This is a genomic window from Ulvibacter litoralis, from assembly GCF_900102055.1.
GTDB lineage: Bacteria > Bacteroidota > Bacteroidia > Flavobacteriales > Flavobacteriaceae > Ulvibacter > Ulvibacter litoralis.
The window spans coordinates 447,796-467,394 of the sequence record NZ_FNBA01000003.1 but is presented as its reverse complement, the minus strand read 5'-3'; the positions used below and the strand labels follow the sequence as shown (position 1 = coordinate 467,394).

General features: G+C 34.3%; 13 protein-coding genes. 6 read left to right on the top strand and 7 right to left on the bottom strand.

Annotation, left to right across the window (positions count from 1 at the left end; translation table 11 throughout):
* Nucleotides 1-10: 10 nt before the first annotated feature.
* Nucleotides 11-1,891 (bottom strand): B12-binding domain-containing radical SAM protein, encoded by a 1,881-nt coding sequence (locus BLQ00_RS12200; RefSeq protein ID WP_093144576.1) that lies wholly within the window; start codon nt 1,889-1,891, stop codon nt 11-13.
* Nucleotides 1,892-2,015: 124 nt separating this feature from the next.
* Nucleotides 2,016-3,083, bottom strand: coding sequence for a methyltransferase (locus BLQ00_RS12195; protein WP_093144575.1), 1,068 nt, complete (start codon nt 3,081-3,083; stop codon nt 2,016-2,018).
* A gap of 541 nt (nt 3,084-3,624) precedes the next feature.
* Here BLQ00_RS12195 and BLQ00_RS12190 point away from each other — a divergent pair.
* Nucleotides 3,625-5,088 carry an alpha/beta hydrolase-fold protein gene (locus BLQ00_RS12190; RefSeq protein WP_093144574.1) on the top strand — a complete coding sequence of 488 codons (1,464 nt, stop codon included), beginning with the start codon at nt 3,625-3,627 and terminating at the stop codon, nt 5,086-5,088.
* A 30-nt stretch (nt 5,089-5,118) separates the two neighbouring features.
* On the opposite strand, the gene BLQ00_RS12185 is transcribed toward BLQ00_RS12190, so the two are convergent.
* Nucleotides 5,119-5,478: a DUF983 domain-containing protein gene (locus tag BLQ00_RS12185; RefSeq protein ID WP_093144573.1), complete on the bottom strand. Its 360-nt coding sequence runs from the start codon at nt 5,476-5,478 to the stop codon at nt 5,119-5,121.
* Between the two features lie 96 nt (nt 5,479-5,574).
* On the opposite strand from BLQ00_RS12185, the gene BLQ00_RS12180 reads away from it, so the two are divergent.
* Both BLQ00_RS12180 and BLQ00_RS12175 read left to right on the top strand, forming a co-directional pair.
* Nucleotides 5,575-6,453, top strand: a complete 879-nt coding sequence (locus BLQ00_RS12180) for a helix-turn-helix domain-containing protein (RefSeq protein ID WP_093144572.1) — start codon at nt 5,575-5,577, stop codon at nt 6,451-6,453.
* Between the two features lie 80 nt (nt 6,454-6,533).
* A complete protein-coding gene (locus BLQ00_RS12175) occupies nt 6,534-7,967 on the top strand; it encodes an SDR family oxidoreductase (protein WP_093144571.1) in 1,434 nt (477 codons plus the stop codon).
* A gap of 153 nt (nt 7,968-8,120) precedes the next feature.
* On the opposite strand, the gene BLQ00_RS12170 is transcribed toward BLQ00_RS12175, so the two are convergent.
* Nucleotides 8,121-8,798: a class I SAM-dependent methyltransferase gene (locus BLQ00_RS12170; protein ID WP_093144570.1), complete on the bottom strand. Its 678-nt coding sequence runs from the start codon at nt 8,796-8,798 to the stop codon at nt 8,121-8,123.
* Nucleotides 8,799-9,063: 265 nt separating this feature from the next.
* On the opposite strand from BLQ00_RS12170, the gene BLQ00_RS12165 reads away from it, so the two are divergent.
* Nucleotides 9,064-9,525: a TspO/MBR family protein gene (locus tag BLQ00_RS12165; protein WP_093144569.1), complete on the top strand. Its 462-nt coding sequence runs from the start codon at nt 9,064-9,066 to the stop codon at nt 9,523-9,525.
* Nucleotides 9,526-9,535: 10 nt separating this feature from the next.
* A complete protein-coding gene (locus BLQ00_RS12160; RefSeq protein ID WP_093144568.1) occupies nt 9,536-10,000 on the top strand; it encodes an SRPBCC family protein in 465 nt (154 codons plus the stop codon).
* A 49-nt stretch (nt 10,001-10,049) separates the two neighbouring features.
* Here BLQ00_RS12160 and BLQ00_RS12155 read toward each other — a convergent pair whose 3' ends face one another.
* The 3 genes from BLQ00_RS12155 to BLQ00_RS12145 all read right to left on the bottom strand — a co-directional run bounded on the left by BLQ00_RS12155 (nt 10,050) and on the right by BLQ00_RS12145 (nt 17,804).
* Complete coding sequence (locus tag BLQ00_RS12155) at nt 10,050-10,469, bottom strand: response regulator (RefSeq protein ID WP_093144567.1); 420 nt, start codon at nt 10,467-10,469, stop codon at nt 10,050-10,052.
* 10 nt (nt 10,470-10,479) lie between these two features.
* On the bottom strand, nt 10,480-14,922 hold the full coding sequence (locus BLQ00_RS12150) for a PAS domain S-box protein (RefSeq protein WP_093144566.1): 4,443 nt from the start codon (nt 14,920-14,922) through the stop codon (nt 10,480-10,482).
* A gap of 575 nt (nt 14,923-15,497) precedes the next feature.
* Complete coding sequence (locus BLQ00_RS12145) at nt 15,498-17,804, bottom strand: CotH kinase family protein (RefSeq protein ID WP_217629430.1); 2,307 nt, start codon at nt 17,802-17,804, stop codon at nt 15,498-15,500.
* 357 nt (nt 17,805-18,161) lie between these two features.
* Here BLQ00_RS12145 and BLQ00_RS12140 point away from each other — a divergent pair, with 357 nt between their 5' ends.
* Nucleotides 18,162-19,598, top strand: coding sequence for an MBOAT family O-acyltransferase (locus BLQ00_RS12140; protein ID WP_093144565.1), 1,437 nt, complete (start codon nt 18,162-18,164; stop codon nt 19,596-19,598).
* The last annotated feature ends 1 nt before the right edge of the window (nt 19,599 follow it).

Sequence of the window (19,599 nt, the reverse complement as noted above, 5' to 3'; positions counted from 1 at the left end):
AAAGTCGGTTTTAGATGGCTTTAGAGATTCCCTCATTAGACAAAAAACTTTCGATTAATCCTTCAGAATGAAGCGTTGGAAGAACTGGAAAATCAAACCAGTTTTGCAACTCTTCGTCAAATCCAGCCTTGTTTAAATAATTATGCAAGGCTAGATTTAATCCTTTCGTATATTTTGGATGGTTGGCGCCTTGAGGATCTTTGTGGTATAAATCATTTTGGGCAAATCCTTTAAAAACGGGCCCTGTTATTTTTATTCCAAACGCTTCTGGGTTTTTACCTATCGGACTATGAACAGTTGTGGTGAACTGATGCCAAAAAGCAGATTGAATACAGTTTCTTTCAAACAATTGTCGCACAACTTCGAGTGAGTCGATGGTTTCTTGCTCCGTTTGAGTCGGAAATCCATACATAAGGTACGCATGCACCATGATATTATTTTGAGAAAAATTATGCGTTACTCTTGTGACTTGTGCAATGTCCACTCCCTTTTTCATCTTAGCGAGCAATCGGTCTGAAGCGACTTCTAACCCACCTGTTACAGCGATACAACCCGATTTCGCCATTAATTGACACAATTCAAAATCGAATGTTTTTTCGAATCGAATGTTGGTCCACCACGTAATAGTGATATTTTTTTCTATCAATTTATTCGATAATGCCCTTAACATTTTGGGAGGCGCAGCTTCATCCACAAAATGAAACCCTGTAATTCCTGTGTCTGCTACTATTTTTTCAATTTTGGCGACCAACGCCTCTGCAGTTGTATTTTGGTAATTGCCTATATAATCTAAGTTCACATCGCAAAACGAACATTGCTTCCAGTAACAACCATGAGAAATCGTTAATTTATTCCATCTAGCATCGGTCCACATTCGGTGCATCGGATTTACAACATCTAGAAAAGACACGTATTTATCGAACGGCAAACCTGAATAATCGGGTGCCGGTAAGTCTCTATGATGGTAGATGGTATTCGGAAGTTTATTCTTGTAAACTACTTTGTTATTTTCTAGTACGAAGGTTCGTTCCAGTTCATTTATGGCTACTTTCCCTTCGATGTAATCTACCATTTTCAGCAACGGCCCTTCCCCATCATCTAAGGATATAAAATCGATAAACTCAAAAACCCTAGGATCTTCTAGAGAGCGTAGTTCGGTATTACAATAACCGCCTCCAAAAGCAACACGAATGTCTGGAAAAAATTGTTTAATAAATTGAGCACAGCGTAGGGCTGAAAATAAATTCCCTGGAAATGGAATGGTAAAACAAACCAAGTTAGGAGCGTTTTCTATAAGTTGTGCTTCTAAAATGTTCATCATTTCATCTTCGATAAGTGTAGGCTGATAGCTCAATAACTCATCTAATTGATCAAAACTACTTGCTGACGTCGCAATTTGTTCGGCGTATTTTGTAAATGCAAAAAATTCATCCACATTGGCCTGGATAAAATCTCCTATTTCTTCAATAAAAAGAGTTCCGAAATGTTTCGCTTTATCGATAACGCCAATTTCACCGTCTTCCCATTTAATTTCAGTATTCACTTTTAGCAATCTATGCCCTAAGGGTAAAAACCCCGTTTCAAGAATCTTTTTTGCGGTTTCAATGTCTTGCTTTTGAAGAAAACCAATCACCACATCCACCCTAGAAATGTATTGCTCTTTCATCTTGCGAACCTCAGCATATTCATCGTTCCCTAAGTCGTCTGCTTCCTGAAAAATGGAACGCAGAAAGTCACTTTTAAAAATTGCTGTAAAAAGTTCGATACTTAAATCGCAATGAGAAACAGACACCTCATGCGCCTCCAAAAACCCCTTGAGATAAGCGGTTGCCGGATAAGCTGTGTTTAACTGAGTAAACGGTGGCGTAACTAAAAGCAGTTTAGATTGCATGCTGCAAAGATAGAGTTCTCTACAAAGAAATTGATTGAAATATCACTCTTTTATACATCACAAGGCTCAATTGAAATGCTTCGTAAACTCCTAGGATTCGACGCTATAGGTTTTCAAAATGTGATTAATGGGTCAGCACCCAAAGTTCTACTTCTTCGGAAGAACGCCAGTTTTGGTCTCTTTTCGTTTTTTCTGAAGCAGCTTTCACTGTTTTCGTGTAACATATTTCCAATTGAAACCTTCCTCCTTCAGCAAGTTCCTTCTCGATGGGATGGGCTTTTGTTGCCTTTGAGATTTGTGCCAAATTAGAAAAAATAATTACGAGCTTCCCGTCTGGTAATAGTCTTTTTTTCGCTTCGGAAAAGAAGTCTGGGAATAACGTATCATTGTAGTAAATAGCTTCGTCGTTACTATCTGGCGCATGCGATTCTGGAAACCACGGCGGATTAAAAACAATTAATTCTGTTTGCTTTTCCCAAACGCCAAAAAGATGTCCAAAATCTAATTCTATTTTTCTAGACAGCTTTGTTTCTCCCATAAAATCTGAGAGTCCGATAATGGCATTGGGATTTGCATCGGTACCAAAAACTTTCTGAAAACCATGTTTTATCATTAGAAACGAAAGTACTCCACTTCCAATTCCGACATCGATCGCCGTTTTTTTCGATCCGTTGTAGCGCTTTAGCCAGTTATCGAAAAGGATTAAATGATCAAAACGCGTTGGGAAATAAGTCCCATAATACGGGTGCATTTTATTTCGCAATACTGGAATTGAAATTCCTTTTTTATGCCATTGCCAAGAACTATTTAAGCCTTGAATTTGAGGAAACGACAAATAGAAATCACTAGTTTCTGTGTATAATTTTTCCAACCAACCAATAGACGGTGCTTTTTTAACTGTTAGATTATGAGCTACGACTTCTATTAGAATAAGGTTTGAAAGGGTGCGATATACAGAGCGATATTCGCGTTGTTCTTTAAAAGAAGTGTTCGGTAATTTTTTTCGAAGATGATTTTTCAATTCTTTAAGAAGTAGCAATCCGTCGCTATAAAACCCTTCTATTACTACAAAGTTACCCGCTTCTAAGGTTTTAATGGTACTCTTAACATCGGTACCATCTTGAAACAATGTTACTTCTTTTGCGCCAACTTTAATTGGTTCTGGTTTAATTACTTGGAGCTCTGAATTCATTGCTTTCTTTCTTAATTGAAATTTAATGTTTTACTATTCTGTCTGTAAAAAGTTGCGTGAGGGATAGCAGTGTAAATCCCGCAGCCCGACAAAGGAGGTGCGAGGAATTGAAACGGAAAGCCCGACCCCTGTGGTCACGCCCTACTAAAAAAATATACGCTTAGTAATTAGCTGAAATCGTGCGAAGTGATGAGGATTGCAAAAGATGCATACTACTGCGGCAAAGATACTCTATAAATAGTGCACTTGCGGATAATATGGAACTAATCGCTAGTAAAACAGGAAAATACATTTTTTAAACGATGAGGAGCATTCAATGATTTGCGTTTATTACTTCGGAAAGATTGCATTTGCGAATCGTATTTTTGGAGTAGATTTTTATGAATGTGGTGCATTTTTATGTGGTTAAAAAGTGGTTCTTCCGCTCTTCGGAAGCGCTTGTGGCAAAATGCAACTGGAACTGAAATAAAATTTGTAAATTCAACACATCAAGTCTAGTGTCACAATTCATTCTTGCTGTTAAATTTAAAAAATCATTTCTATGAAAAAATCATTCCTTTTTAGCATTCTATTTTTAGTTTTCGGATTCCATTCGAATGCGCAAGTTTTTGAAGTTAGTTATGCTTCCGACTTGCTTAAAGAAGATTTTTCGGGAAATGTTATTCTCTACCTTTCAAAGGAAAACAAGGCTCCAAAGAACATATTTGTCGGACTAGAATTGACACCCCTTTATAGAGTGACTGTAAATAATGTAAAGGCAAACGAGACTGTAACTTTTAACGATACTTCTATTTCATATCCAGTTGAATTGTCAAATATTGAACGAGGAACCTATTATGTACAGGCCGTATTTGATTTGAATCTTGGAGATGCTACCATTGGAAAAAGCACAGGGAATCTTTATTCTGAACCGATTCGCGTTGATTTGACCAAAGATTTTGACAAAACCTTTGCAATTAAAGCAACGAAAGTTATTGAACCTATAGAACTTAAGGAAACCAAATTTTTAAAAGATATTAGTATAAAATCGAAACTGCTAAGTGCGTTTCATAAAAAGGATATGTTTGTAAATGCTGCGGTAAAATTACCGAAAGAATACTACGAGCAACCTGACAAAAAGTATCCTGTGATCTTTTCCATCTTTGGATTTGGTGCAAATTATAAATTACATTCTGGTTATAGCACCTTTTTAGAGGAAGTAGGCGGAGAACCTAGTATTGTGGTGTATTTGGATGGAAACTGTTTTGAAGGGCACTCTACCTATGCCAATAGTGATGTGAATGGCCCTTGGGGTGATGCACTTGTTAAAGAATTGATTCCTGCTTTAAATGAAACATATAGAACCAATAGCGCCTTTTTATTGCACGGTCATAGTAGCGGAGGATGGACAAGTCTTTGGCTACAGGTAAAGTATCCAAAAACATTTGCAGGTGCTTGGTCTAGTTCGCCAGATCAGGTAGATTTTAGAAATTACCAAAACAAAAATATTTACGAAGCTACAAATATGTTTTACGATGAATCGGGCACCTTATTGGCCGATGTTACCATCGCTGGTAGATTCCCAGTAATAAGTGCGAAAGATTTTTACAGAACCGAAAACGTCATTTACAGAGGTTCTCAATTACGCTCTTTCGATGCTGTTTTTGGAGGGTATGACAAAAATGGTGAAAGAGTTAGATTGACAAATATCCCCTCTGGCGATATAAACAAGGATGCGCTTCCGCTATGGAAACGATATGATCTATCTATTCTATTGCGAGAAAATTGGAGCACCCTGAAGGACGATCTTTCTAATAAAATTAGAATTTCAATTGGCACAAGCGATAACTTTCATTTACACCATGCTGTTCAATTATTAGAGGAAGAAATGAAAAAACTAGACGCTAGTATCGTATTTGAATATTACCCAGGTGATCATTTTACCATCTTTACAGATGAGTACAAGAAAGAAGGTATGGCATTTTTAGACCAGTGCTACGAAGACTGGAAAAGCAAAAACAAGTAGTCTATGTGTAATTAATAAACTCAATACATACTACTGAATTTGTTTCTGATAGAATAGATACACCCAAATTGATCTTGAGAGCCTAAAATTTAAGGTACTGGAGAGTATTGCCACGACTCCTATAATTAAAAACACCGTTAGTGGAGACAAACTTATAAAGTACCAAAAGACTACTAGACTTGTGATCATCTCGGCGGCTGCGAGCGCATAACTAACAAACATGGCACCGATAAAGAAACCTGTTTCGATTTCAAATTTGTAATCACACTCTGTACAGCGTGTATTCATTTTTGGGATTTTAAACAGAAAAATATTTCCACTCGTAGTAAACATATCGCCTTTACTACAATTAGGACATTTACATTTTAGCACATCTACAATACTACTCATACCATTACTATTTAAGGATACAACAAAGTTAGTGGTGCCCAGAATGATTAATCTTATAGTTTTAACGCTAGTTTTTGTACTTTTAGGACATTTTACATGAAGATCCCAATCCTAAAAATAAAGCAATTTCAAGAGTCTGAACCTGTAAACGAGTTCTATGTAAACACATTTTCCAATCATATTGCATTAAACAAGTCTTTAATAAATAGGCCTCACAAACATAATTTTTACTTGTGTGTGGTATTTACAGAAGGTAGTGGCACGCATGAAGTTGATTTCAACTCTTATAAAATAAGTCCTGGAAAGGTTTTCTTTTTAAGACCTGGACAAACTCACTTTTGGACATTTGACACTCCTCCTGAAGGGTATATCCTGTTCCATTCTCAAGAGTTTTACGAGCTATATTTTCTAGAACACAAATTGAATTCGTTTCCGTTTTTCTCTTCTTTTCTGAATTCCCCCGTTTTAGAAGTATCTCAAACCAAAACACATACTTTGAGTGCTCAATTTCACGATATTTATGAAGAGTATGTTCAAGACAACACATTTAGAACGTTAAAAATGGTGAGCCTCTTGAATATCATCTACATAAACCTAACGAGAGAATACACCACAAACATTGAAGTAGAAGAACATTTTTCATCCAACTATTTAATGTTATTTGAAAAGCTTGAAGTATTAATTAACAAGCACTTTCAGGTTGAGAAGTTCCCTAAGTTTTATGCGAACCAGCTACATATTACCACTAAACATCTCAATAGGGTTGTAAAAGGAACCATAAACAAAACGACGTCTGACCTTATTTCTGAACGCATCATTTTAGAGGCAAAGAGATTGATTGTGCATTCGGATGATTCTTTAACAACCATTGCGAACAAGCTAGATTTTTCTGATTACTCCTATTTTTCAAAACTATTCAAGGCAAAAACAACCCTAACTCCGATGCAATTCAGAAAAAAATACATTCATAAATAAATAGTATTTGCAACACAGTAGCTGTTGTATTCGTCTCTATTGATTAAATAATTGCCTATCTTAGGTTTTGAAAAAATGCTATGAAAATACTACTCACAGGTGCTTCTGGATATATTGGGAAACGACTTCTTCCTGTTTTAATCGACAATGGACATGAGGTCATTTGTGGCGTGCGAGATCGCAACAGATTTGCGCCTCCTGAATCTTTAAAATCAAGAATTACGATTATTGAGTTTGATTTACTCGACAAGGCCTCGTTAGACGTAATACCAAAGGATATTGAGGGTGCTTATTACTTAGTACACTCTATGGCGGCTTCTTCAGATTATGAAAAGCTTGAGCAAGAATCTGCTATTAATTTTAGAAATGCACTCGCTAAAACCAACGTGCAGCATGTGGTGTATTTGAGTGGAATCATAAATGAATCGGCCTTATCGAAACACTTAACATCAAGAAAAAATGTTGAAATAGAGCTTGGCAAAGGAACCTATAATTTCACAACACTTAGAGCCGGAATCATTATTGGTTCGGGAAGTGCTTCTTTTGAAATCATGCGAGATTTGGTTGAAAAACTCCCCATTATGATTACTCCGAAATGGCTAAATACGAGATGTCAGCCCATAGGAATATCGGATGTTATCAGTTTTCTTTCTAAAACAATTTTTAATAAAGATACCTTTAATAAAGATTTTGATATTGGAGGACCTGATATCCTATCATACAAGGAGATGCTTTTAGAATTAGGCCGTATTAGAAACCTAAAACGATCTATTTATATTGTTCCGGTGATGACACCAAAACTTTCTTCGTATTGGTTGTATTTCGTAACCTCAACCTCGTACAAACTGGCTGTTGCGCTTGTTAATAGTATGAAAATAGAAGTCATCTGCCGAAATAATGACATCAACAAAATTGTTGACGTAAATCCGATTAGTTATCAAAAAGCGTTAGAGAGAGCTTTCAGTAAAATTGAACGAAATGAAGTAGTTTCTAGCTGGAAAGACGCCTTTGTAAGCAGTGATTCCAGTTTTAATATTTCTGAGTTTATTGAAGTCCCAACGTTTGGTTGTTTTCGAGACGTGCGAGAACGCGCGGTTCCGAATAGAGAGGATTGTATTCACAAAATTTGGAGTATTGGAGGCGAAAACGGTTGGTATTACGGTAACATTTTATGGCGCTTTAGAGGTTTTATAGACAAACTGGTTGCCGGCGTCGGATTAAGAAGAGGACGAACGTCTGAAGATTCTTTAAATGCTGGAGATGCGCTCGATTTTTGGAGGGTATTGTACGCCGATAAAAATGAGGGGCGTTTACTCCTTTTTGCTGAAATGAAATTACCTGGAGAAGCCTGGCTTGAATTCAGGATGGTTGAAAACAAGTTAGTTCAAACGGCGACCTTTAGACCTTTAGGATTGGCAGGTAGACTGTACTGGTATCTAGTACTTCCTTTTCATGGACTAATCTTCACAGGAATGATTAAAGCTTTGACAAAACCTATCAGTACTAAATCGTAATATTTTTCACTTCGGAAAACCTTCAGAAACAAATAATATAAGGATATTAATGAGGGTATTACCCATGATCCTTTTGTGGCTACTTCCGAAGGAAATATTTCATAAAAACTGTAGCAAAGTCCCTTCAATAAAGTCTTTTAACCTCAACTTATTTTAAAACATTCGATACAATGTCGTTACAATCATTCCTTTAAAACTCGGTAAAGAAAGTGCTATTAGTTGTCTCTCTTCTTTTACTTTTAAATGAAATGGAGGTGCGGTAAGCTGTACTCCACTTTGTTTTTTTAGTCGTATTCCTTGTCCGGAAATGATTTCTTTGTTTGGAATAAAATCACCTTCAGGAATGTGCTCGGTTACAATGACATATTTAAAAGCAGCTAACTTATCTAGTATGTTTTGAATTTCAGCATTGGACAAATGTTGCAATACTTGTCGCAATACGGCACAATCGGCAGCAGGCAATTGATCTACCGCAATATCTAAACAATGAAACTCTAAATTATTTGCTTTAAACGTTTCTTTGTTATGTTTAATAAGGTCTGTTACAATGTCTATGGCGATATACTTCTTTGTGTGACGCAGCAATTCCTTTCCAATATTGAAGTCGCCACAGCCTAGATCGCACACTACCAAAGGATTCTCAAATGAAGTTAAAAAAGCTCGTACTGTTTCAATATATGGCGTAACGATGTCGGGATGATGCGAACCTTCACCAGAATAAAAATTGGAATTATTATCGCCCCAAAGTTTCATTGCATACACCTGCTCCATAGCCTTTTTGGTTGGCCAAGGTTTCTTACTTCGTTTCGTTTCTTTGTTCGCATCCTTCATACAAAAGCTATTCGTTTACAAATGGTATTTATACACACCTAATTATATAGTAAAACAAACCTACACATTAAATCTAATACTTAAGTTTCAGAAATGAGACTCCAACGAATAAAGTTAATTTACCGTAAAACATCCTCGAATAATTACCTATCTTAGGAAGTACATATGTAATTATGTATTGTTACTTCGGAAAAAAACGTATTTAAAAATTTATTTTCAGAAAGAATAACGAGATGAAACAACTACAAATTTTAAATTTATTAAAATGAAGCTATTAAAACCTTTAGTTCTTTTTTTAATTATCAATTTTGGAGGCTTAGCGCTTGGAAGTTGGCTAATGGGGAATAGTCCATTATCTGATTGGTACACAAGTTTAAATCAAGCTCCTTGGACACCACCAGGCTGGGCATTTGGCGTTGCTTGGACATTGATCATGATTTGTTTTTCCATCTACTTGGTTTATTTATTTCGGAAAGTAACGACTCCAAAATTGAAAGGATTGTTCATACTTCAAGTCTTTTTAAATGTGATTTGGAATTATGTTTTTTTCAATCAACACTTGGTCTTTTTGGGGCTCGTTACCATTATTGCCTTAACTGTGGTCGTCTTTTACTTCTTCTTTAACTACAAACAACAACTACAGAATTTAAGTTATTTACTATTGCCATATATGGTTTGGCTTATAATTGCAACCTCGCTTAACGCCTATATTTTATTAAACAATTAGTCACATACCTATGAAAATTTACCGATTGCATAAAAAACAAAACTTACCGATTACTAAAACCCAAGCGTGGAATTTTTTATCGGATCCTAAAAATCTTAAAGTGATCACACCAAGTTATATGGGATTTAACATTGTGTCTGGTGCCGATAGGCCTATGTATGCAGGACAAATTATACAGTACATTGTCACTCCTGTGTTAGGTATTAAGACTACGTGGGTTACAGAAATCACACATGTTCGAGAAGGTGAATATTTTGTAGACGAGCAACGTTTTGGACCTTATGCGCTTTGGCATCACAAACATTTTATTAAAGAAATTGAAGGAGGTGTAGAGATGGAAGACATTATAGACTATAAAGTCCCGATGGGTATTTTAGGTCAGTTGGTTCATCCGATACTAGTGCTTCCTAAATTGGAAGAAATTTTTGAGTATCGGACAAAAAAACTAGAAGAACTTTTTGGCATGTATCAATAGGCGCAAAAAGAATTAAGGCTTCATTTCAAGAAATAAGTACCGGTAGAAATTACAGTTCGTTCATGTCATTTTGAAAAGAATTTATTATTAAAATAAGTTCTCCTGGTTTTATAGGCTTAATGATGTAATCGGAAACTCCCGAGATTCTTTTGGCTCTTTCAATGTCTTTTGAATCTACTGAAGACGACACCATATAAATAAGGATCTTTTTACCCACTTTAGGCTTTATTTTGATATACTCTTCCATGAATTGAAACCCATCCATGATAGGCATGTTAATATCTAACAGAACAATATCTGGAAGGTTTTCACTGTGATCAAGATTACGTATAAAAAAATCTAAGGCCTCTTCACCGTCAGAAAAAACTAAAATATCTTTGGCTAGATTATACGCTTTTATTGTTTTTGAAATCGTGTATTGATAGATATTATCATCATCAATTACACAGATATTGTACTGATTATTCATTTGCGTTTTATTAAAAAATTATGGTAAAAACAGAGCCTTTATTTACTTCGCTGGTTGCATAAATAGAACCTCCCATAGATTCAACTTGTATTTTGGTTAAATACAATCCTACTCCTTTTGCTTCTGGGTGTCTATGAAATGTTTTGTTCAATCCAAATAATTTATGTCCATGTTTTTCTAAGTCTATACCCAATCCGTTATCGCGAAAGGTAATTTTAATTTTTCCGTTACTAGTCTCCGTTTCTATAAATAGTTCTGGATCTCGATCTGGGGATTTGTATTTAATAGCATTCGTTACTAAGTTAAGAAAAATACTTTCCAAATAAGTTTTATGGTATTTAATTTTTGGGATTTTGGAAAAATCACTGATTATTTTTGAATTCGTATTAATGATTTGACCTGAAATAATTTCTTTTGTTTTATCCAATACCTCCTCAAAATCAATTAATTCAATTGATTTATTTCCTTCTTTTTTCGTTTTTAAAGCTTCAATTAATGTATTTAATGTTGACGTAAGGTGTTCAATTACAATTTCAAACTTTTCAAACAATATTTTTCTTTCCTCTTCACTTTCAGCAATATCATACAAATGTAAAAGGGCATTTAAATTACTTACTGGTGATCGTAAATTATGTGAGGTTATGTGTGCAAAATCTTCCAACTGTATATTTTGATCTGTAAGATGTTTGGTTAAGACTTCTAAGTTCTCTTTAGCTTGGAGTATCTTATTTTGAGCTAGTTTTTGCTCGGTAATATCACGTATTGCCGCAGAAACGAGTAATCCTTCTTCTGTTTCTAGCGGACTCAGACTTATTTGTATTGGAATTTCTTTTCCTTCTTTATTAATTCCAAACAGTTCTTTTCCATCTCCAACGCCATAGGCCTGAACCTTTGGAGTAGCGAAGAAACTATCTCTGTGACCTTTATGCTTTCGATTCCCAGTAAATCGTTCAGGTATTAAAGTTTCTACAGGTTTCCCGAATAATTCTTCAACAGTATATCCAAATAACTTTTCTGCTTGTTTGTTAATAAGCTGTATATGTCCTTTACCATTTACAATTACCATGGCGTCGGGGGCAGACTCTAGCAGTCCTCTAAATTTGTTTTCTGCCATTTTCTGCTGTGTAACATCTTGACACGTACCAATTATTTCAATGAGCTCTCCTTTATCATTTGTGATAATCTCTGCTAAAAGTTGGATTGTTTTTACCGTACCATCCTCTAATTTGATGCGGTGCAATAAATCTTCAAACTTTTTAGCTTCCAATGATTTTTCTACGTGTTTAGCTACAAAATCCTTATCGTCTGGGTGAACAAAATTAAAATAGGTAGTGTACGTTAGATCTGTATCTTTATCAACACCAAAAATTCGATATAAATTTGCAGACCACTTCACTCCATTGGTTACAAGATCCCATTGCCAGTTCCCCATCATAGTGATCTCTTCGGCAAAAGTTAATAGTTTATTTTTTCGAAGCAATTCAGTTTCCGCCAATCGCTGGTCGGTAATATCCTGACAGGTACCAATAATTTCAGTTATTTGCCCATTACTATCAGGGCTCACTACCGCTAAGAGTTGTATTGTTTTTATGATTCCACTATGTAACTTGATGCGGTGTACTACCTTATTAAACAAAAGACCATTCAATGATTCTTGTATACTTTCACTTACCATTTCTCTATCCTCTTCGTGAATAAAGTTAAAATAGGTATCAAACATTACATCTGTACTTTCCTCCACTTCAAAAATATCATAGAGATTTGTAGACCAAGTTAATTCGTTGGTTATAAGATTCCATTTCCAATTCCCCATCATAGCAATCCTTTCGGCAAAACTTAATAGTTGGTTTTTTTGCAACAATTCATTCTCTGCTATTTTCTGTAATGTAATATCGCGTATTGCTGCCGAGACTAGTAATCCCTCTTCGGTTTCAATAGGACTCAAACTTATTTGAATAGGAATTTCTTTTCCGTCTTTATGTTTTCCATATAAATCTTTTCCAACTCCCATTCCTCTGACTTTAGGGTTTGCAAAAAAGTGATCTCTATATACGCCATGACCATTAGCAAATCGCTCAGGAATAAGTACCTCTACAGACTTATCTAGCAATTCTATTGCAGAATAACCAAACAACTTTTCGGCTTGTTTATTTATTAATTGAATTTTCCCTCTTTCATTTACAATAACCATTGCATCTGGAGCAGACTCTAACAGACCTCTAAATTTATCCGCAGCCATCTGTTGTTGAGTAATATCTTGACAGGTTCCTATTACATCAGTAACATTACCAAATGTATCGACATTAATCTCAGCTCGAAGTTTTACTATTTTTACAGTTCCATCTAATAATTTGAGACGGTGTATTAAATCTGTAAAATTTTTACTTTTATGAGTTTCTTGGTAATGTAAATGCACTCGTTCCTTATCTTCTGGGTGGACAAACTCAAGATAAGTACCAAATGTTACCTCTGTATCTTCTGAAACTCCTAAGATGTGATAAAAATTAGTGGACCATTTTACTGTGTTTTCAGCAATATTTGAATGCCAATTACCTGTTAACGTTATCTTTTCAGAAAGATTTAATAGCTGATTTTTTCGTAACAGTTCATTTTCTGCTTGTTTTTGCACAGTAATATCACGTATCGCCGCAGAAACTAATAACCCTTCTTCCGTTTGAAGAGGACTCATACTCATTTGAATTGGAATTTCTTTTCCTTCCTTATTCTTTGCGAACAATTCCTTCTCTATTCCTGCTTCTCGAACATTAAGACTTCCAAAATGATTATCTCTATAAAGCTCATAGTCTAATATAAATCGTTTCGGTATTAGGATTTCAACAGATTCTTCTACTAATTCTGAAGCAGAATACCCAAACAACTGTTCGGCCTGTTTGTTGATTAGTTGAATTTTCCCTTTTTCATTAATAATTATCATGGCATCGGGAGCAGACTCTAATAACCCCTTAAATTTATTTTCTGCCATTCGCTGTTGCGTTATATCCTGACAAGTACCAATCAGTTCTATAACATTACCCTTATCGTTGGTGATGACTTCTCCTAAAAGCTGAATTGTTTTAATTTTTCCGTTAGTAGAAATACGATGAGTAAAATTTGTAAACCCTTTACCATTTATGGCATTTTCAAAATATTCAGTAACAAGATCTTTGTCGTCTTCGTGAACATACTCAAAATATGTATTAAAATTTAAGTCAATCGTTTCGCTGTCAAGCTCGAAGATATTATACAAATTATTAGACCACTGCACTTTATCGACAACCGTATCCCATTGCCAATGGCCCATTAAGGTGATTTCTTCAGCAAAATTTAATAATTGATTTTTCTTTAATAATTCATCTTTTGCTTTTTTTCTTTCGGTGATATCAAACGAAACACCAAGAAAACCTAATTTTTCACCTTCTTCATTTTTAACTGCGGCTAATGTAAGTTGAACAGGGAAGGTAGAGCCATCTTTTCTTCGAAACGTCCATTCACGCGTGTCATACTCTCCTCTTTTTGCTAACTCTAAATAAGGATCAAAACCTTCAGCATCTAGACCATAGCGCTCGGCAATATCTACTCTAAACTTATCCAATTCTTCTTCTATGTGAAAAATCTCTGGTTCTTTTTTTCCAATCATTTCTGAAGCAGAGTACCCTATTAAAAGCTCTGCACCAGAATTAAAATGATTGATAATCCCTTTATTATCCGTAGAAACTATTGCGACAATCTCGGTATTCAATATGGATTTCAACTCAGTATGGGCTCTATTTAAAGCCATTTGAGAAAGGCTTAATTTATTTTCAGAAATAGATAAATCTTCATTTACCTTCGTTAATTCTCTATTTCTTTTAATGAGTTGTCTAAAACTCGGAGCAATAATAAAAAAGTACTCTCCTATTAATAATAACACCGATAAGATGGCTAATAAATAAATGGTAAGATTTAGATTCTGGAGTTTTATCTCTAACTGTTTTTGATATGCATTTACTAAATCATCTGTGGCAGCTAAAAAAGCGGGCTCTACCTCAGCTATCGTTTTTAAATCATTTTTGAAGTTTTCAGAATTAGGATTATTACTAATATTCCTAGAAGAAGCTATTATCTTTTTTAAATATGTTTCACTAATGCTAAGCAAAGAATCTATATTCTTACTATTTGTGACTTCAGAATTATTGGCTACAAGAAAGTTATGGGTGTTCTCAAAATCGTCCGTAATTTTTCTTAATGAATTTAATTTTGCAGTTTCATCCAACTCATTATCGAGTGAAAACACGATTTTGGCGATACTCTGACTTAAAGTTCGTTGCTTCCCTGATTTATTTATTAAAAAAGCATCTTGTTTTTGAAAAGAAATACTTCGCTGTATCACAAGCAATACAGCAACCATTATAAATAGTAATGTGACTATAAAAGGTAGATACCTATTCCTAAAAGATTTTGTAGATTTTCCCATGAAACACTATTTACTAATATCTTTTAGTGAATAAAGTTTTCTTTAAACTCGAAATGGCTTCGAAGAAATGGGGGCTATGTTTAATCATTTAGAATTATATTTCAAAATTAAAATGGGTAGGTCTGTGTTATAGATTAATTAAATTATGTAACAAATAATAAAAGCAATTAATCTATTATAATCTGTGAATATTCACCTAAACAAATCGCTGGTCTTGTCGCAGACTCATTTTTCAAGTGTGTTTTTAAATATATAACATTTTAACTAAATATTATGAAAAATATTCTAGTTTTATAATGCATCCTGACAATTTTCAAACTAGATATAGGAATCATTAAAATTATTTTATAGATACTTTTCACTTGACTTGATACTTGTTTCTGAAATTTTAGAGGACATAAAACAAAGTTTATCGTAAAGCCACTCTATCTAAATATACTTACAATCATCAAATTTTAAATTAGAGAATTAGCCCTGTAGTACTTCAAAATTCTTATAAAACAAAAAGCTCCACGAATGACCGTGAAGCTTTTTCAAAAAAAACAATAATTCAATAAAAAAATACAACCTAATATTTAGTTTTTCACGATTTTTAAAACAGTACCTTCATTAATTATTACAAAATAAGTTCCGTTGCTAAAGCTTGAAAAATCTACTTGGACTAAAGAAGTACTATCATAATCTTGATTAAATAATAGCTGTCCAACCATTGAGTTTACCTTTACCGATGTAATGGCATTTGTTGCATTTTCGATATTAAGAAGGTTTGTTGTTGGGTTTGGATAATATGTTAACGAGAGTTCCGCATCGAAAGAATCGATAGCTAACACAGTTTCGTTATCAATCTCAAAAGTTGGTTCTTTTATTACAAAATCTCCTGTACCGTTAGGTATTCTAGAATAACTCATGTCCGTTTGTTGTTCTCCAAAAGTAATATCCTCTATGATTGTACCGTCTGCATAGGATAAAATAGCACTTTCTCCTCCAGAAGATAATTTTAAATCAGCATGCAAACCATCTTGATCTAAATCTTCATCACACCAAACTATTAAATAACTATCAGGAGCTAAAGAAAGTCCATCAGGAAACTCCCATTTTAATAAATCGGTCGCATCGTCAGACAAATACAAGCCATCTAAGCTTACTGTTTCTGTACTGTTATTATACAATTCTATCCAATCATCATACTCTCCATCAGGATCAGCTACGGTTGAATCGTTATCGGCCATCAATTCATTTATTACTAAAGCACCGATTTCTAATGGCACATACGCTGCATTAAGCGTGTAAAACTCGTGTTGAGCTCTCGCTGGAGAAAAAGACCCTATGGTATTATTCTCTGCATATACATAGTACTGTGTATAATCGTTTGTTAAAGTAACATCCACTCCATACACATCATCTCCAGCCACTCCGTCATTATGAGCTCCGTCATCATACATTTGAACTTTTAAAAATGGCGCATATTGATTGGTTCTATACCCTAAAAACACAGCATCGGTATTTGTATTAGTTACTGAAGAAGTAAACGTTACGACATCGCCTACATTAGGATTGGTGCTTGAAGGAAGTACGTTTGAAATGCTAGGCTGCACTGCCGTAAAATCGGACAACCCAGACAAGTAAGTTCCACGAGCCTCCATTAAGTTTGTTAGTCCGGAAGCGGTGTTCTGACCAAGGTTATAATCTGTAGTGATGTTTCCTAAAAATTGTGCATAAGAGTAAAACTTATTTGTATCTGCTTGTACGGCAACATCTATAATTGCTTGATAATCGTTCGCCAATGTTAAATAATTCGAATTGGTTATATTTTCTGTTAGAATGGTTTTATAATGTGCTAAGTACATTTTTTTGTAGGTTGGCACTGCTAATAATTTTGACACTAACGGAAAGTCTGTTGAATTTAAATGCAACAAATGGCTTACTTGCGCTTTTTGAGCTGTAGAATTTAATGGAGGTCCGTCACCCGTCATTCCGAAGGTTCCGAAGGACATATTTAAATCCCAAACTATAGAGTTGAAAACACCCGAATCAGTTTCATATAAATAATAATTTTGTTTAAACTGTCCTATATAACTATCTAAATTCACCAAAACATTATCAAAAGCAAGCATCCAAAGAGCTCTATCAACATCTAATACAGATTCAATATTTGTAATATCGTTGTTTAAAATATTAGTCAATTCTATTAAGTCGTTCCAGTCGTCAGTTCCATCAGATTTAATTTCATACGCATCATCATAACTGCTACTATTCGTTCCTAAATACTGAAGATTAGGAAAATTGTTAGAACCTGGACCGGCTCCATCTGGAGGACTACAACTAAAAAAAGCATTTATTTTTGAACCAAATCGATTGTCTACAAATCTTTTAGTAATAGCTTCAGTATTGGTATACAATCCCATTAAGTCTCCATTTACATACACATTTGCATAGTTCGCTTGGGGCGCATCCATATATTGCCCAGCGATGTTGTACGATACTGTTTCACGTACAAACGATGGATCAAAATACACATTTGCCAACTTAATATCTTTGTAGCCTTGATAATCTTGATCAACATAAGTATCAAGTTCTATATGAAAAGGGTTTTTGTTAGAGTTTGGGTCGTAAGAGCTGTTCCCTTTGTACTTCACTCCTACTTGTTCAAACAATTCACCGTTAATAGTAACAGACTCGGCTTCAGTATACTCATTATCTCCTGCCATTTGAATGTCTAAAAGTTCATCCCAATTAGATTGAGCAAAAACAATTTCAATGGTTTGGATTGTAGTTATATCATATAAATCTTGAGAAAAAGATTTTTCACTTAAAATAAGACTCATTACCACAGCAAGAAGTAATGTGTAGGTCTTTTTAATCTGCATAGTATTTTGTTTCATAAGACGGTATTCATTTAAATTTAAAATGCAAATATGCTAGTATTATTACTATCAAATTTGAATACTAAATGAAACCCACTAAGTTTTCAGTGAATCAGGTTAACTTATCAATTAACACAAAAAGATTAAATGGTCTCTTACTGAAAAATGGGAATGTATTTTGTTTATGGTTATACATATGGAAAAGAAATCTTTCCGAAGAAACGAGTATATATAATGACTAATAATTCTTTTGAAGTTAAAATTTATTACTTTCGTCACCTTAACTAACAGTTGAAGCAAACTGCTTCTTTAAGCCGCAGACATTTCAAAAAAACAAGCGTCGCGCTTCATGTTGAAAAATATAGCTACTATAGAATGCTTTTTAACTCTATTGACTTTGCGCTGTTTTTACCTATAGTATTTTTACTCTATTGGTTTGTTACAAATAAAAGTCTAAAGCTTCAGAATTTATTATTAGTCGCAGCAAGCTATTTATTTTATGGCTGGTGGGATTGGCGTTTTTTATTTTTAATTTTATTCAGCACCCTTGTAGATTATACTGTAGGAATTGCACTTTCAAAAGAAAAAGAGAAAAATAAGCGTCTCGTTTTAATATGGATTAGTATTCTTGTCAATCTTGGTCTTCTAGGCTTTTTTAAATATTACAATTTCTTCTTAGATAATTTTACAACAGCCTTTTCTTTCTTCGGAAGAGACATTAATTCCAGTTCTTTAAACATTATTTTGCCTGTCGGGATTAGCTTTTATACCTTTCAAACACTAAGTTATACAATTGATGTATACAAAGGAAAACTTACACCCACGAAAGATTTTGTCGCCTTTTCAGCATTTGTAAGTTTCTTTCCACAATTAGTGGCAGGCCCTATTGAAAGAGCGACAAACTTACTACCTCAAATTACTTCGAAAAGAGTTTTCAATCCTTCTGAAGCAAAAGATGGGCTATACCTTATACTCTGGGGGCTATTTAAAAAAATTGTGATCGCAGATTCTTGTGCAGTATATGTAAATGAAATTTTCTCAAATTACGAACAAATGAATTCCCTAACGTTGCTGTTAGGTGCCGTTTATTTTGCTTTTCAAATTTATGGAGATTTTAGTGGGTATTCAGACATTGCGATTGGAACCTCTAAGCTTTTTGGAGTCCATTTAATGAGAAATTTTAACTTTCCTTATTTCTCAAGAGACATTGCCGAGTTTTGGAGAAAATGGCACATCTCTTTATCTACTTGGTTTAGAGACTACCTATACATCCCTCTTGGCGGTAGTAAGGTTTCAAAACTAATAAACCTAAGAAATATCTTTATCATTTTTCTTGTTAGTGGATTTTGGCATGGTGCAAATTGGACCTTTATTGTTTGGGGAGGTTTACATGCTTTGTACTTTATCCCATTGTCGTTAACAAATCGAAATCGAAAAAATCTAAATATTGTTTCTCAAGGAAAAATGATTCCAAGTTTTCGAGAGTTATATTCAATGTTGCTTACATTCTTTTTAGTACTTATAGGCTGGATATTTTTTAGAGCAGATTCTGTTGCCATCGCATTCGATTACATTCAAAAACTATTCGCTTTTAATTTTAAAAGCGGTTTTCAATATCTATCTACAGAAAGGTATGCTCCAGAATTAATGATATTAATAATAGGCTTTATAATAGTAGAATGGAGTGCTAGAGAGAAAGAACATCCGTTTTTTGGTAAATGGATACATTTAAAAATTATAGCGACATTAGTAAGTATTATTTTATTAGGAGTATATTCGAATGTAACTGATTTCATTTATTTTCAATTTTAAT